This is a genomic window from Sphingobacterium psychroaquaticum (genome assembly GCF_004421025.1).
Classification (GTDB): domain Bacteria; phylum Bacteroidota; class Bacteroidia; order Sphingobacteriales; family Sphingobacteriaceae; genus Sphingobacterium; species Sphingobacterium psychroaquaticum.
The window spans coordinates 2236348-2251699 of record NZ_CP038029.1; the positions used below are offsets into that span (position 1 = coordinate 2236348).

The following is a 15352-nucleotide window of genomic DNA, read 5'->3' on the forward strand; positions in this document are numbered from 1 at the left end:
GCAGTCAACTACTTTCCGATAAAAGTTGAGTCGTTTAGTGTTTTAATGAAAGCGATTATATCGTCTTTTTCTTGTTCTGAAAGGGGAATTCTATTCCCATTATCTTTTAAAATTGGATCCAGGTTATCAGCCGCTAAGACCCCTTTGTCAAAATAATCCAATACAGCCCGTAAGGTCGGAAATTGCCCAAAACTACCGTAAGGTGCGGTAAATTCTGCATTTCTGAGTGATGGGACCCGAAAGCGCATAAAGTCTTCCGCTTTACCCGTGATCCGTGCACGACCTGCTTCTTCCGTGCTGGGGTTTATGGGGAAACCTACATTTCTGAAGCTTTGATCCGTAAAGAGGGATGTGCTGTGGCAAGTAGAGCATTTTGCGTTAAATACCGTGTAGCCACGTCTTTCGCTTTCGGTAAACGTAGCCGTTCGATGCTGTGTAACGCGGTCGTATTTGCTGTTGGCAGAGATTAAGGTGTACTCATATTGCGCGAGACTCCGATAGATTCGATCGGGTGTTATTTGCATATCACCAAATGCTTTCTGGAAGAGGAATCTATAGGATTCGTCAGCATCTAGTTTAGTCATTACCTCTAGGATAGATGAATTCATTTCCTCGTGGGTAATTATGGGGACTAGAGGTTGGCTTTCTAAAGTGAGCTTGTTACCATCCCAGTTATAACATTTTATAAAAGCCAGATTTTGGATTGGCGGCGTATTTCGTAGCCCAACACGATCGTAAATCCCAATAGCTTGCTTGTTATTATCTGCAAATGCATGCGCTTGATGGTGACAACTCGCACATGAGATGGTATTGTTACCACTGAATTTCTTTTCATGGAACAATTTCTCGCCTAGCGCTACGCCATATTTTGTAGGTCTATTATCATTTATGGCACTATTTAACGCCGGAAAACCAGGGGGAATATCAAATTGGATTTCGGGATTTTCGTACGGGATAAGATTTTCATTTTCCTGCGTGCTACAGGAGGTCAGCAGCACAATGAATGCTAGGGTGATCGTTAATTTTAACATGAGATACACGGTTTCGTTTTAACCCTTACCTCAAATTAAGTTCGAGGTAAGGGGGAGGCATTCTTAATTTTCTACACTTCTTGCCGAAAACATTCCAGAAAGATCACTGGAGCCATTGCCACCAAGATTGTCCACAAATAAGACCATATTTGCAGCGGTATGTACACTAGGTATTGCATTTCCTGCCCCTAATTTTATAGTGTTAGTTTTACCACTGAGTAACTTATCGAAATCGACCTCTATTACAACACGTGGGGACTGTTTGCCTACTATGGCAACAGCAGGAAGGCTCAATGCAATTTCGCGGTATGCATCGACTCCTTGTTTATACGTGTCCGGTTTATCGATCGTACCTTCAAGGGTGCTTCCAGTATGAATAGAAAGTTTATTGTGCTCAGGACCATAAAACCCCTCTATCTTGGTGAAGCGATATCCCGTTCCCCATTCCCAATGCATCTTGGTGTCATTAGCTCCGGCCTCGGCATAGAAGTTCGGAAATCGAACCTGATCTAGAGTATTTAGTTCCGCTTTCACCCCCAGTCCAAATTTTATCTGCTTGTATTCACCTACAGGTATATTCGTTAGTACGTAATCCAATGTTTGTGGCTTCGCCTGATTGATGACACGCGCACCATGGTCTAGATCGTTGATATGATATGGTACTTCGCCACCTGCAGCTTTCACTAAACGGATATTACTGATTACATACTTCAATTCCGAAAAGTGATGTATTTGTCCTTCTGCAGAAGTATTCTGGGTTGCTGTTGAGGACGATGCGTCGCCGAGAACGATTGTCGTATTTTTAAATGTATTATTGAAATGTAAGGTTACATTGTTAGCAACAGGGGTGTCGTTTTTACTACACGATAAGAGGCCTACTGAAACAAGGGATAGGAATAGAAAGTTTAATGTTGTTTTCATATTTCTTAAGTATGGTATTTAATTTAATCTATGTTGTTTTTAAAAAATGATTTTTAGGGACGTGAAGAAATTGCGTCCCATTCGCGGAATATTACCCCAATCTGCATACGTGCTATAATAGGTATTGAATACATTTTCTACCCCGACCTGTAAAACAGCTTTGTAGCTTTTGAAAGTCAACGCGTAATCTGTTGAGATATTCCATAATTTATATGCATCTGTGCGATCTTCTCCATATTCAGGACTATAGTTTGTTTGCGCCAAGTCTCCATTTAATGCGGTTTGGACACTCCAGTCTTTATACATATAATGGAGCGAGGTTTGATACGTTAAAGGCCGGATAAAGGGTAAGTTGCCGTCGTTGTTATCAGTTGCCCTAGCATACGTAAGGCCTCCTTTCCAATGTAGATGTTGCAGGATGTCGTAGCTACCACTTAGTGTCATATTAAATATTCTGGCATAGTCTAACGCAGTATATCCTTTGACACCGACTGACTGGTAATTCATGGGGCTCCCCAAGCTCAGTATTTTACCGACGATATAATCTTGGATATGAAAATAATTCACCTGAGCCTGTATTCGCATTCTTTGCGTTTTAAAACTTGCGCTAGCATGGGTTTCGTAGGAGACCTCATTCTTGAGGTCTGGATTGCCAATGTAATCATACCTATCAAAGCTATTATATATGTAATAGCCATATCCTTCTGATACAGAGGGAGCACGGTGTCCATACCCTGCGCCCAAAGAAAAGTCGAATTGCGCGATATTGATGTCATAGCTAGCATGGATACCGGGTAATATCCTAGTTTTCTGCGAAGATGCATTTGGGTAAAAGATCCGATTGAATTCTCCATATTTAGCCTGGTTATAATGTATTCCGAGGGAACCACCCCAATGAATACGGCTTATTTCTGATAGATCCCAACTATTTTTTGTGGACAATCCGGAAAAGCGTGTCCTTACCCAGGGCCACGTATAGGCGAACATGGTTTTATTGGCACGATCTTGTGGATACATGGTCATCTCAGCAATAGATAGGTTGTCGTAGGCGTTCAGCTGAATTTCACCCCGATAGCTCGTGCTTCCTTTGAGGTTTACGTTGGAAAGTAACCCAAAGGTGGTACTCCATCCCGGCATATCCATATGTACTAAATTCTCTGGACGTTTTGTATCATCCATATAATGTTCCACCGCATTGTAATAAAGTTTGGTGTCCCAGGCACGAACAAATCCTTCTTCAAACAATTGTTTGTATGCCACGGAGGTAATAAGGGCGCGAGAAAGCCAGAGGTCCATCGGTAGCGCAGGAAACCCGACATCTTTCGCTTTATCAAAAATTGCATCCAATCGTACGGATGATAGGGCACCTGTTTTATATGCTATACCCAATGAAGCATTGAATTTATTGTATTGCGAATGTTTGACCTCGTTGTTATTTCCATCCGAATAGTTTCCTGCCTGACGGAAGGCGACACTGGCGTCGGCCACAAACTTTTCGCCTGAGTAAGAAAGATTACCCAGATTGAAGTATTGTTTGTTATTAAACTCGAAACCAGCTTGATATGCGCCATTCCATCTTTTTTCTAGACCAAAGGGTGTGCTTTTTCTTTTAAGATCGATACTTCCAGCAACCGTAGCACCATGCATGCTTCCCGCTTGTCCGGACGTAATATCAATGGTCGATAAATTATTGCTCTCAACATAAGAGGTGACGGGGTCCATTTTATCCGTGCAGGCACCAAACACGTGCATACCATCGATCGTCAATATAGAACGTTCTGTACTCATATTGTTCAGCAAAGGCTCCCACGCATACGCCCCCCGTTTGATGAAGCTGATCTGATCAGAAGAAGCTAAAAATTCATCGACAGAAACAGCCATTTTCATTTCAGTTTCGATCTTTTTCTTTGCTTGAGCCGTAATCTTTACCTCTTGGATCCGTCTGCTACTATCTTGCTTAACGGATGTTTCCTGCGCATTAATCTGTATACTATACAGTAAAATCGTACAAATAGCACTTATATTTCTCATAATTCTTAGAACAATACATCTAGGTATAAATCACTCTTCTTGCCTGCCACGCCGGGGGTAAAATCGGTCGGTACTTCGGTACCTTTCAAAATTTTTCCGTGCTGGTTTTGAAGTATGAAGTTTAATGTCCAGTTACCGGTCATGGTGTAGTTGACGACACCATAGTATAGGCCATCTTTACCTTGAACCAAATCTTTGTTATTTGGGGAAGAGTGATTACCCATGGATGGCTCTGGCATACGCGGATCTAAACGAAGGGCGTAATCTGCGACAGGATTGTAGTTATACTGCGCCGGATCTGGAAATTCTCCTGATGTCGGACTCACGGACGGGCTATATTTGTATATTCCTGCAACGAGTGGGTTTTCACCAACCTTTGGCCTTTGTGGTGCTATTAAGGCAATGTAATATTGCACCTCATCTTTACCTATAAAAGTGGTCATACTACGATTCCTATTTGATTGTTTTTCGACGGTAATTCTCTTTTTGGATGTATGAAGTTGACCATCTACGGTAAACGAAAGGTATAAGTCCCAACTTCCAGTCGCATCAGTTTCTTCGGTAAATACACTGTATCCGATGAAATAATTTCCCTGTGCCTGATATGTCATGTCGTATTGATGGGGACAAGAGCTGGTTTTGGTGCTTGCTTCTGTTCGGATGGGTAAAAATGTAAAGGATGAAACAGGTTGTACGACTGTCCCTTTTTTAACCGTTAAACGAATTTCATTGTACCCTTTATAGAACATACCATGGAGCGATTCAATATGGATGGTATAAGCCCCGTTATTAATGACTGTAGCCTCTTTAAAGGTTTCATTTTCAATAATATCGTTATCTTTTTCTGCCTCGTAGTCTGTTTTTTCTTTTGTACAAGACTGCGCAACTAAACCGAATAGCGCGAGGAATAAAATCAAGTTTTTCATCTTTAAGCGATAGTTTACGGACGTAGCGAAACAGTAGTGCCTGCATGCAGCTTTAGTTTCAGTCCGCCTAAAGAGGTGTTTTATAGTACATGTGCTTTCCGTTCGGTATAAGACGCTATCCGTAGAAGTCGTCTCTTGTGATCGCCCAAATCCATCGTACGCTTTATCATTACGACGAGGAATGCTGCGTCAATCTTACAAGCAGCACCAATACTGCAATCCGATAAACACGAACATACTTTTAATACACTCCTTTTCCAGTAAAAAATGTGTTGAAATAATTTGATTAATGGCGCTTAAAAATGTCTATTTATTATTCCAAGGGAACAAGGATGAGACTGGTTATTTTAAACGACGTATAATCTTTAGCGCCTAAGCGCTACAGCTGAAAACTAGCTGAGAGGAGGATGGAATACCGTGTTGTTGTACGCAAAAGAATAATTGACTACATACGAAGAGTAAGGTGCGTCCAATACTGTCATATCCAGTGATGGGGTGAAAAGTATATAGGCCGCATGAACATATAGCGCACTATATTCGTACACCATAAGGTTTTTCTCCGTTTCCTTCTTTTCCTTTTCTTTAATCTTCTTCATCAGCACACACTGGCCGTTACAATGTAACTGCGGACGATCTTTATTGATACACTTCGCCAGATAGTCTGGTAAATGCAACTGATATTCAACAGTCATGATGCTGCGGTAAAACGACTGCAGTGTCAAGGTGACTAATAGAATATATGTAAAAAATCGTTTCAAAACAGGGTTTCTTTCTGCGTAAAAAAGTTCGGTTCGGCAAAGATACATAAGAATACATCATTTTCATTTGTGCAGTTGTATTTTTTTCTCTTTGACTAGAACAAAGGTAATGGCTAAAATCATTTCCGTTTATGTTTACAGTCATAAAATCGAACAAAGTTCCTAATTAGCTTTGTCTAAACCCATAGATAAACATCTTCTTATCAACTCGTACTATGAAAAAAACTGTTATTAAGCGAGACGGACGATTTGAGCCGTTGCAACTGTACAAAATTAAGGATGCTATAGCGAAGGGATTTCAAAGTGCGTCACATCCGATAGATGATCGCGTATTTGATTCCGTCATTGCCTGTTTAGATTCGGCTGATACGTGGTCGGTTGAAGATATCCAAAATTTAATTGAACGCAGCTTTTATCAATATGGATATTTTGAAAGCATGAAATCATTTATGTTGTATCGGCATACGAGAAAGATGCAACGGGAACATTTAGAAGGACTGGGGGAAGGTACGACCTATGTGGACAGCACACAGACGGTTGAGGAATACATTCATCAAATCGATTGGCGGATACATGCGAATGCAAATACTTCATTTTCAAATGCGGGCTTAGTCAATAATACCGCAGGCAAGATTATCGCAAACTATTGGTTAGATAAGGTGTACAGTCAAGAAGAAGGATATGGGCACCGGAATGCAGATATACATATCCACGACTTGGATTGCTTGACTGGGTATTGTGCAGGATGGAGTTTGCGGGTACTATTAGATGAAGGCTTCAACGGGGTTCGAGGGCGCGTAGAAAGCCGCCCACCAGCACATTTTAGGGAGGCCCTGGGACAGATGGCAAATTTCCTGGGTATTCTACAAAGTGAGTGGGCTGGCGCACAAGCTTTCAGCTCATTTGATACCTATTTGGCTCCTTACGTATTCAAAGATCAGTTACCGTATAATGAAGTGTTGAAAGCCATACGTAGCTTTGTTTATAATTTGAATGTACCGGCACGCTGGGGACAGTCGCCATTTACCAATATTACACTTGATTGGAATGTTCCGGAAGATTTACGCAATCAAATACCTACCCGAGGCGGTACGCATCTGTTTGCACAGTACAAAACGGGTCAAGCTATGGAAGAGGCACAGAAGCGTGGTGTAGAAAAGCTGGAAGATTTATGTTATCGTCATTTTCAAAAAGAAATGGATATGATAAATAAAGCCTATTATACGGTGATGACTGAAGGGGATGCACAAGGACAACCTTTTACTTTCCCTATCCCAACAGTTAATATTACGGAGGATTTTGATTGGTACAGCGAGAATGCAAAACTACTATTTGAAAACACGGCAAAGATAGGCTCCTCTTATTTCCAGAATTTTATAGGCAGTCAATACATACAAGATGATCAAGGGAATAAGATCGAGAATCCAGACGCTTATAAGCCTAATGCGGTACGCAGTATGTGCTGTCGGTTGCAATTGGACTTGCGTGAACTGCTTAAGCGCGGTAATGGTCTTTTTGGAAGTGCCGAGATGACGGGTAGTATTGGCGTCGTGACCATCAATATGGCACGTTTGGGGTATGTTTATCGCGGGAAGGAAACTGAACTTTATCAACGGCTTGACCATTGGTTGTATATTGCAAAATCAATCTTGGAAAAGAAGCGTGTCTTTATACAAGAACGATATGATAGTGGGTTGTTTCCTTACACGAAACGTTATTTGCCACATTTTCGAAATCATTTTTCGACTATCGGGGTTAATGGAATGAATGAGATGATCCGTAATTATACCTTCGATAACGAAGATATTTCTACGGAATGGGGCATATCGTTTGCGGAAGAAGTCTTAAACCACATTCGAGGGCGACTGCGTGAATTTCAAGAGGAAACAGGGAATTTGTATAACCTGGAAGCAACACCTGCTGAAGGAACAACGTATCGATTCGCCAAAGAAGATAGGAAGCGCTACAGCGATATCCGACAAGCCGGAAGTGGAAAAAATATTTATTACACCAATAGTTCTCAACTTCCGGTTGATTATACTGACGATCCTTTTGAGGCTTTACTGCTTCAGGACAGATTGCAGTGTAAATATACTGGAGGAACGGTATTGCACCTTTATATGAGTGAGCGGATTAGCACACCGGAAGCTTGCTTATCGTTCGTTAGGACTGTGATATCGAATTTCAAATTGCCCTATATTACGGTGACACCTGTTTTCAGTATTTGTCCTGTGCATGGCTACCTCAGTGGGGAGCATGAATATTGCCCGCATTGTGACGACTTCCTAGTTTCTGCTCATCCAAAAATTGATATAATATGATAATCTGTACTGAAGATCGCGAACTGATATTGAAGCAATATCAGCAGCAACGAAGCAAATGTTTAGTGTATACGCGTGTTATGGGCTACCACCGACCGGTGGAAAGCTTTAACATTGGTAAGAAAGGGGAGCATCAGCAACGGACCCATTTTAACTATGGCTATACTAAAACCAATTTATAGTATAACCCCATTCACCATGCTGGATTATCCGGGACATACAGCCTGCATTATTTGGTTTGCAGGCTGTAATATGCGTTGTGGATATTGTCATAATCCGGATATCGTGCTAGGGAAGGGGAAAATATCGGTGGAGGAGACGGTTTCTTTTTTCATGTCTAGACGTGCACTGCTAGAAGGAGTGGTTTTCAGTGGTGGTGAATGTACCTTACATCCTTCCTTGTTGAACTTGGCCCAAGCCGCACGATCACTTGGCTATCGTATTAAGATTGATACCAATGGTAGCCGTCCTGATAGGCTCAAGAAATTGTTGGATATGGAACTGGTAGATTATATTGCATTGGATTTTAAGGCTACGCGAGACAAATACCAAGAGATTACACACACGAATACTTGGTCTGCATTTGTGGAAAGTCTTAACCTTATTCGACATGCTGATGTCGCTTTTGAGGTGCGAACGACCTGGCATCAAGATTTATTATCTCCCAACGATTTGGTAACTATGGTTCACTTTTTGGAAACAAATGGGTATCGGGGAAACTATTATATTCAGCACTTTGTCAACGGAGTACCTACCTTGGGGCGATTAAGCGAAAGTTGGGGACGTTTAAAAGCCGATAATCTTTCGACGTCTCGCATTCAAGTGGTACTTCGGTAAACACAAGATAAAATACGTTGATTTTAGCGCTATTTGGTTCCTTGGAACCAAATAGCGCTAAATTTAAGTCTTAATTCATTTGCAAGGAGTTCGGCCCAAATTCTTCAAAGTGGATGCGCGTAGCATCGATCCCTTCTGTCACCAGGTAAGTGTAGTGTTTTTGAATAAAAGGTGTTGGTCCGCAGATATAGTAGTCCGTATCGGGTGCTATAATGTCATGCTTTATTGTTGCTAGATCCACCCAACCTCTCCTGATTGTTTCATGCTGTTGCGATACTTCATCATAAAATAGAAACTGTTTTATATTTTGTTGCAGAGAAATCTCTTTCAACCGATCTCTAAAAGCATGAACCTGCTCATTCCGGCAACCATGTACCCATGTCAGGTCTGCAATATATGGCGTATCCTTTTTAATCAGTGCCTCCATCATGGATAGTAGAGGCGTTTGTCCAATTCCGCCACTAATAAATACTTTTGGGGTCTGACTTTGATCCAAGACAAATACACCGGATGGCGCAGACAGTTCGACCTTATCGCCTTCCGTAACGTGATCATGAAGTCGATTACTAATCAGTCCGTCAGGATGCTGTGTTCCGGCTTCCTTTTTTACGGAAATACGATAGAATAAACCATTAGGGGCTGAGGAAATACTGTACTGTCTGGGTTGTAATATATTAAGCTCGGGTAAAAAAAGACGTAAACTAATATACTGTCCGGGCTTAAAGTCAGCAACGGGGCCACCATCGCTTGGGTAGAGATAGAATGATGTTATTTCGGTCGATTCAGCTACTTTTTTCTGGACAATGAAAGGGCGCCAACCGGTCCAGCCACCTTCTTTTTGCGTCTGTTGTTCGTAAAGCTTCTTTTCGTGTCCGGACATTAAGGCTGCGAGATTATTGTATGCTAAAGTCCATGCTTCGAGGAGTGCCGGAGTAGCTGCTTCCCCCAATACTTCTTGAATAGAGGCGATAAGGTGTTTAGCAACAATGGCATAGTGTTCCGGACGAATGTCTAAGCTTGTGTGTTTATGACCAATATGGTTTACAACAGGTAGCAATACCTCAGGTGTTTCGATATGTTCGGCATATGCTAATACCGCGGTGGCTAAGGCCATTTGTTGCTTCTTGTTTTGTTGATTCCCCATATTGAACATATGTTTTAATTCAGGGTTGTGTTCAAACATTCTTTTGTAAAAGTGAGTGGTTAATAGAACGCCATGCTCACGTAATATAGGAACTGTTGTTTTAATAAGTTGTACTTGATCTGTTGTCATGGTAAATTATACTTTATGGAAATGTAAAATCTTATGTTGCTTTTTCTAAACGATTGTAAGAAGCCTTGATAATCCCTACCAAACCTATCCCAATAAGGGTAGAAGCAATAAGTAGGTATATATGTGCTTGTGGAAGCCCTGCCGTGAACAGGGCTAAGAAGCCTTGCAGTGCCAAAACCAATTCATTTAATAAAACGCCTATAATAAATAGTGTAAAAAACTGCTTTGCGCGTGGGCTGAGTTCGAAGTAACCATATAGGTAGGCGTAACTAATTAAAAAAATAGACACGATAACCAGCAGCACGAGATGTAAGTAGCCTATAATAACAGGTCGGAAGCCATACACATATGCGCTGAGTGCAGGTATTACAGAGAGGGTTTGCAGGAAGAATTTAAAGAACAACGCAAAAGGCAGTAAGGAAAAAATGAGTTTTAAATAGTTGTCCATACATGCAAATTTCTTTCTAGTAGTCGGTGCATATAGGTGGATCATCCAATATATCCAAATCGCGAGTTGTCCTATGGCGAATATGACGATGGTTAAATATACGAGTGTGCTCGGTTTTGTCCATAGGATGGACAAGAAATACAAAGGAGCAGTCGCAATGGAAAGGATGTGAAATAGTTTGTCAGTTTCTCTTAGTGGAGCTTGCTGTTTATTCAATATATGTTGAACCAAACCCATTATAGCAAAGAAAAACCATCCATTGTATTGAAAATGTAAATAGAAGTATAGGCCCGACAAGTGTCCTTTGAGATTGGATTGTTGTGTCACCTTAAGGTAGGCGAGATAGAATGTCCCGAAGGAGGATAATACAAGAAAAACGAGGGATAGATAAAACCAACGCGCAATTTTTGGATCTAAGTTTTGTTGACGTATATCTCGCCACGTAAAAATTGCAAAGACGTAGGATACTAATATGCTACCTGTAGAGAGCGAGATGGAAAGGCTACCATAGCCTTGGTACAAAAAACTAAAAAGCATACCAAGAGAACATAGCAGGTTCGAAAACAAGATTCTGTTTTGATGTGGTGGTAGATTGTCTTTTTTTTGAAGTCGAAAAGTGACGAGCACAAGAAATAACATCAACATATGTGTTACCCATCCAGCAAAAGCAAAATGCGAATGAGCGTGTTGGACATGTTTAAGATCAAGGAAGGGAATCGGTAGAATAAACTTCAATCGCATCAGTATGCCTAGAACAGCAACGAGAAGTAGGTTTAACACGCCTATCCTTATCCATCCTTTAATACTAATCTGTTCTACAAATCTCATGTTGCTAACAAAAGTAATTGGGCTTACGGAAACATTTTATGACTGTACGCACAAAATGAGGTCTGTCCAGGGGTATGCAGTATATTGCTGGAACTTTTTGTAAATTAGGCCTAGTTTTTATATTAATAGCGTATGTTCAAAAAAACACAATTAGTAGCCGCAATGATGATATTCTCTACTTCAGTGGCTGTCAGTCAAATGAAGGTTCGTGATGAAGTCCCTGACAAGTATAAGTGGAATTTATCTGATTTATATGCGTCGGATGATACATGGAAAGCAGAGAAGGATCGGATTCAGAAAGAAATACAAAAAACGGCGCAGTATAAAGGGAAGTTAACGCAGTCTGCATCTACACTATTAGAAGCGCTGACTTTAAATAGCAAGCTTATTAAAGAGTTAGTGAGACTGTCATCTTATGCTTCTATGAAGTCAGATCAGGACACCCGGGTGACAAAATATGCAGGAATGAAGCAAGAAATGCAACAGCTTTTTTCTGAATTTGGTGCATTGACGTCTTTTATGGAACCGGAGTTACTGACGTTGAAAGAAGATCAACTAAACGCTTTCGTGACAAAGGAAAAGGGTTTGCAAACCTATAAATTTTACTTGACGGACTTACTTCGTAAACGTGCCCATAGAGGTAGTGAAGAGGTTGAGAAAGTATTGGCTTATTGTTCGTTAATGTCCGGTAATGCTGAAAACATCTTTAGCACATTTTTTAATGCTGAATTCCCACATGCCGAAGTAGAATTGGATGGTAAATCGGTAAAGCTGAATTCCGCCAATTTTAATCTCTATAGAGGTAGCGAAAACAGGGATGTTCGAAAAACTGTTTTTGAAGCGTACTTTAAAAAGCTGAATGAGTTTCAGCGGACATTTGGGGCGCAGCTGTATGGAAACATTAACGCAGGTTTGTTTTATACGAAAGCACGGAACTACAATAGTACGCTAGAAAGTGCGTTGGATGCGGGCAACGTTTCTACGGATGTGTACAACAATCTTGTAAAGAATGTGAATACAAATCTTGGAACGTTTCATCGGTATTTGAACCTACGTAAAAGGATGATGGGGGTAGATACACTTCATTATTACGATATGTATGCACCGCTAGTACAGCAAGTGGATCTATCTTACACGGTAGAAGAAGCTATTGATAATATCTTAAAGTCGTTAAAACCGTTAGGTGCAGATTATGTGTCAATCTCGAACAAAGCATTTAGCGAAAGATGGATTGATATGTATCCCAACGAAGGGAAACGATCTGGCGCTTACTCTAATGGATCGGCCTATGATGTACATCCGTATATCTTGATGAATTATAATGGTAAATATACAGATATGTCCACTTTAACACATGAATTGGGGCATACCATGCACAGTTATTTGACCAATAAGAAGCAAGAATTTGCGAATTCGGATTATTCGATTTTTGTGGCAGAAGTAGCGTCTACTTTTAATGAAGAGTTGCTGATCGATTATATTTTGAAGCAGATTAAAGACGACAAAACGAGACTCGCTATTCTAGGAAATTATCTGGAAGGAGCAAAGGGAACGCTATTCCGTCAGACGCAGTTTGCTGAGTTTGAAAAAATGATTCATGAGCGGGTAGGCAAGGGGGAAGCCCTTACCGGTGAGGACTTTGATAGTATGTATTTAGAACTCACTAAACGTTATTATGGGCATGATAAAAATATTTGTGTGGTGGATGATTACGTAAAATCTGAATGGTCTTATATTCCACATTTCTATTACAATTTTTATGTATACCAATATGCAACTTCCTTTACAGCTTCTACCGCATTATCTGAGAAAGTTTTAAAAGGTAACGATACAGATCGTAAAAGATACCTTGATTTTCTATCTGCAGGAAGCACGAAATATCCCGTAGAATTATTAGCCGATGCAGGCGTTGATATGAACACTGCAGAACCGTTTGATCTGACCATTACTAAGATTAACAAGGTAATAGCTGAAATGGAAGCTATCTTAACACGTTTAGGAAAATAAAACAACAAGTTATCGACTAATATCTAGTTCGGTAAGTACCAATAAAACGACGCTGTAGCTGTCGTTTCTGACCTCCATAATGAAATCATCATGGAGGTTTTTTTGTTTTTACTCCCTCAGTGTTTAACTTTAGTATTAAGGGAAACTTCGTGATAAGGAGCATTCCCCGTAGAGTGGGGCATGATTAAGGAAAAACAACTTTTGTAAAACATAATTACAGGTAATCAAGTTATCTATTTTAAATTTTTAATTATGGGAGAGACTAAAAAATATACGGCCAATAAAGACATTACGGTTTTATGGACTCCGTCAAAATGTATACACGCAAGAGTATGTGTTAAATCGCTACCACAGGTGTATAATCCACAAGAACGACCATGGATTGTTCCAGAAAATGCGACGGCTGAGGAATTAAAGAGACAGATTGATCGTTGTCCATCAGGCGCATTGGGTTATGAATTAAATGAAGGGTAGGGAAGCTGCTTGCCGATCAAATAAATTGGGTATTCTCCATTTTTTGCGTTTAATTTGCAAAGAAATGAATATTAGAATAGACCTCTTATGAAAAGTAGCGACCAAGGTATCGAGACGGCTGAACTGGTGAAGAGGGTCGCTTTGGGTGACGAACAGGCATATCGAATAATCTATGATAGGTATAAAACCAGCATTTACTCGACGATACTAAACCTCGGTGATGATGAGTTCTTAGCGGAAGAGGTGCTGCAAGAGTCTTTTATTCGGTTGTGGAACTATCGCGATAAATTGCATGATGTTGAAAAATTTGACGCTTGGATTTACCGAGTAGCAAAAAATGTTTTCCTGACCAAAATAAAAAGCCAATCTATACCAACCGAACCTCTTGATTTAATCTTACATGATATTTACCACGCTCCCATGAGTCACGATAGTACGGATTTTAAGGAGTTAGAGTCTGTCTTTGAGAAGGCGATTTCACATCTTTCACCGAAACAACGAATGACCTACCAGATGATTAAGTTGGAAGGTTTATCTAGAAAAGAAGTAGCACAAATATTAAATGTGTCGCCTGAAACAGTCAAATGGAATCTAGATGAGTCTGTCAAAAAAGTAAGGTCTTATATGTTACAGGCGCTCGATAAGCTCCCTTTGGTTACAGTTTTATATTTTTTGTCAAAGAAGTAGCAAATAGACGGTATGGTTTAAAGAAAGGGCCTTACGGTATTACTTACGATGCAAAAGTATTTTTAATGAATAAAGCGACTGCTAATAAAATCTATATCGGTAGGACGATGGGGGTGTTCGTTGGACAATTTAATGATAATGCCTTACACAAGCATTATGCCCTTCAAATCAGTGTGACAGCGTTCGGAGAGTTCCAAATTACAGACGAAAATAACCAGCACCTATTTTATTCTACTTGTTTTATTAGCAGTAATATAAAACACAGGTTTAGTAGTGATGAAACAACATTGATTATCTTAATTAACCCAATTAGCACGCTTGGACATCAGCTTGCTGCAAGGTACAGGGATAAGAAAATTGTAAATTTAGATCACGAACTGAAACCACTGGTAGATTTCTTGATAGCGTATCTAAACGATGGCAACAAGTTTGACATTTTGATCGATAACCTTACAACTTTTCTTACGAGATTCAAATGTGCGTGTGAAAACCATTTTGAGGACGATAGAATTTATAGTGCGATCACATACCTAGAAAATAATTTCGACCGTATAGTATCTCTTAAAGAAATTGCAGCTCAATCTTTTCTTTCTGAAACGAGATTTCTGCATCTTTTCAAAGAAAAAACCAATTTGAACTTTAGACGATACCAACTTTGGAATAAATTAGTAAAATCATTACCAGCGTTAGAAGCTCATTCTATCACTGAAACGGCCCATCGATTTGGATTTACTGATAGCTCGCACTATAGTAGAACCTTTAAAGAAACCTTTGGGCTTTCTCCTAAGTTTTTACTCTCGCTTAAATAGC

Annotated in this window: 14 protein-coding genes; 7 read left to right on the plus strand and 7 right to left on the minus strand. The window is 40.2% G+C overall.

Features of this window, described 5'->3' with window-relative positions; genetic code table 11:
* Window positions 1-8: 8 nt before the first annotated feature.
* The 5 genes from E2P86_RS09435 to E2P86_RS09455 form a co-directional block, all read right to left on the minus strand.
* Window positions 9-1031: a cytochrome-c peroxidase gene (locus E2P86_RS09435; RefSeq protein WP_134432650.1), complete on the minus strand. Its 1023-nt coding sequence runs from the start codon at window positions 1029-1031 to the stop codon at window positions 9-11.
* A 63-nt stretch (window positions 1032-1094) separates the two neighbouring features.
* Window positions 1095-1952, minus strand: coding sequence for an MbnP family protein (locus E2P86_RS09440; protein WP_134432652.1), 858 nt, complete (start codon window positions 1950-1952; stop codon window positions 1095-1097).
* A gap of 39 nt (window positions 1953-1991) precedes the next feature.
* A complete protein-coding gene (locus tag E2P86_RS09445; RefSeq protein ID WP_134432654.1) occupies window positions 1992-3983 on the minus strand; it encodes a TonB-dependent receptor plug domain-containing protein in 1992 nt (663 codons plus the stop codon).
* Window positions 3984-3988: 5 nt separating this feature from the next.
* Window positions 3989-4909, minus strand: a complete 921-nt coding sequence (locus E2P86_RS09450; protein ID WP_134432656.1) for a hypothetical protein — start codon at window positions 4907-4909, stop codon at window positions 3989-3991.
* Window positions 4910-5301: 392 nt separating this feature from the next.
* Window positions 5302-5601 (minus strand): hypothetical protein, encoded by a 300-nt coding sequence (locus E2P86_RS09455; protein ID WP_085471860.1) that lies wholly within the window; start codon window positions 5599-5601, stop codon window positions 5302-5304.
* A gap of 281 nt (window positions 5602-5882) precedes the next feature.
* Between E2P86_RS09455 and E2P86_RS09460 the strand changes: the two genes are divergently transcribed.
* From E2P86_RS09460 to E2P86_RS09470, 3 genes are read left to right on the plus strand one after another with little or no spacing between them, the layout of a single operon-like run.
* Entirely contained in the window at window positions 5883-7988 is a 2106-nt protein-coding gene (locus E2P86_RS09460) for a ribonucleoside triphosphate reductase (protein WP_134432658.1), read from the plus strand.
* Window positions 7985-8170, plus strand: a complete 186-nt coding sequence (gene nrdD / locus E2P86_RS18325) for an anaerobic ribonucleoside-triphosphate reductase (protein WP_085471858.1) — start codon at window positions 7985-7987, stop codon at window positions 8168-8170. The genes E2P86_RS09460 and nrdD overlap by 4 nt, the downstream gene beginning before the upstream one ends.
* The gene (locus E2P86_RS09470; RefSeq protein WP_134432660.1) at window positions 8145-8825 is read left to right on the plus strand and encodes an anaerobic ribonucleoside-triphosphate reductase activating protein; all 681 of its coding nucleotides are present in this window, start codon (window positions 8145-8147) and stop codon (window positions 8823-8825) included. The genes nrdD and E2P86_RS09470 overlap by 26 nt, the downstream gene beginning before the upstream one ends.
* Before the next feature lie 70 nt (window positions 8826-8895).
* On the opposite strand, the gene hmpA is transcribed toward E2P86_RS09470, so the two are convergent.
* Both hmpA and E2P86_RS09480 read right to left on the minus strand, forming a co-directional pair.
* Window positions 8896-10098, minus strand: a complete 1203-nt coding sequence (gene hmpA / locus E2P86_RS09475) for an NO-inducible flavohemoprotein (RefSeq protein ID WP_134432662.1) — start codon at window positions 10096-10098, stop codon at window positions 8896-8898.
* Between the two features lie 31 nt (window positions 10099-10129).
* On the minus strand, window positions 10130-11374 hold the full coding sequence (locus E2P86_RS09480; protein WP_134432664.1) for a hypothetical protein: 1245 nt from the start codon (window positions 11372-11374) through the stop codon (window positions 10130-10132).
* Between the two features lie 132 nt (window positions 11375-11506).
* Here E2P86_RS09480 and pepF point away from each other — a divergent pair, with 132 nt between their 5' ends.
* The 4 genes from pepF to E2P86_RS09500 all read left to right on the plus strand — a co-directional run bounded on the left by pepF (window position 11507) and on the right by E2P86_RS09500 (window position 15351).
* Window positions 11507-13381, plus strand: coding sequence for an oligoendopeptidase F (gene pepF, locus E2P86_RS09485; protein WP_134432666.1), 1875 nt, complete (start codon window positions 11507-11509; stop codon window positions 13379-13381).
* A gap of 252 nt (window positions 13382-13633) precedes the next feature.
* Entirely contained in the window at window positions 13634-13855 is a 222-nt protein-coding gene (locus E2P86_RS09490) for a (4Fe-4S)-binding protein (protein WP_085471853.1), read from the plus strand.
* 87 nt (window positions 13856-13942) lie between these two features.
* A complete protein-coding gene (locus E2P86_RS09495; RefSeq protein WP_085471852.1) occupies window positions 13943-14542 on the plus strand; it encodes an RNA polymerase sigma factor in 600 nt (199 codons plus the stop codon).
* 65 nt (window positions 14543-14607) lie between these two features.
* A complete protein-coding gene (locus E2P86_RS09500; RefSeq protein WP_134432668.1) occupies window positions 14608-15351 on the plus strand; it encodes a helix-turn-helix domain-containing protein in 744 nt (247 codons plus the stop codon).
* Window position 15352: the final 1 nt, after the last annotated feature.

Coding starts and splice junctions, on each gene's coding strand:
- E2P86_RS09435 (WP_134432650.1), bottom strand. CDS start 1,031: ATGTTAAAATTAACGATCACCCTAGCATTCATTGTGCTGCTGACCTCC.
- E2P86_RS09440 (WP_134432652.1), bottom strand. CDS start 1,952: ATGAAAACAACATTAAACTTTCTATTCCTATCCCTTGTTTCAGTAGGC.
- E2P86_RS09445 (WP_134432654.1), bottom strand. CDS start 3,983: ATGAGAAATATAAGTGCTATTTGTACGATTTTACTGTATAGTATACAG.
- E2P86_RS09450 (WP_134432656.1), bottom strand. CDS start 4,909: ATGAAAAACTTGATTTTATTCCTCGCGCTATTCGGTTTAGTTGCGCAG.
- E2P86_RS09455 (WP_085471860.1), bottom strand. CDS start 5,601: ATGACTGTTGAATATCAGTTGCATTTACCAGACTATCTGGCGAAGTGT.
- E2P86_RS09460 (WP_134432658.1), top strand. CDS start 5,883: ATGAAAAAAACTGTTATTAAGCGAGACGGACGATTTGAGCCGTTGCAA.
- nrdD (WP_085471858.1), top strand. CDS start 7,985: ATGATAATCTGTACTGAAGATCGCGAACTGATATTGAAGCAATATCAG.
- E2P86_RS09470 (WP_134432660.1), top strand. CDS start 8,145: ATGGCTATACTAAAACCAATTTATAGTATAACCCCATTCACCATGCTG.
- hmpA (WP_134432662.1), bottom strand. CDS start 10,098: ATGACAACAGATCAAGTACAACTTATTAAAACAACAGTTCCTATATTA.
- E2P86_RS09480 (WP_134432664.1), bottom strand. CDS start 11,374: ATGAGATTTGTAGAACAGATTAGTATTAAAGGATGGATAAGGATAGGC.
- pepF (WP_134432666.1), top strand. CDS start 11,507: ATGTTCAAAAAAACACAATTAGTAGCCGCAATGATGATATTCTCTACT.
- E2P86_RS09490 (WP_085471853.1), top strand. CDS start 13,634: ATGGGAGAGACTAAAAAATATACGGCCAATAAAGACATTACGGTTTTA.
- E2P86_RS09495 (WP_085471852.1), top strand. CDS start 13,943: ATGAAAAGTAGCGACCAAGGTATCGAGACGGCTGAACTGGTGAAGAGG.
- E2P86_RS09500 (WP_134432668.1), top strand. CDS start 14,608: ATGAATAAAGCGACTGCTAATAAAATCTATATCGGTAGGACGATGGGG.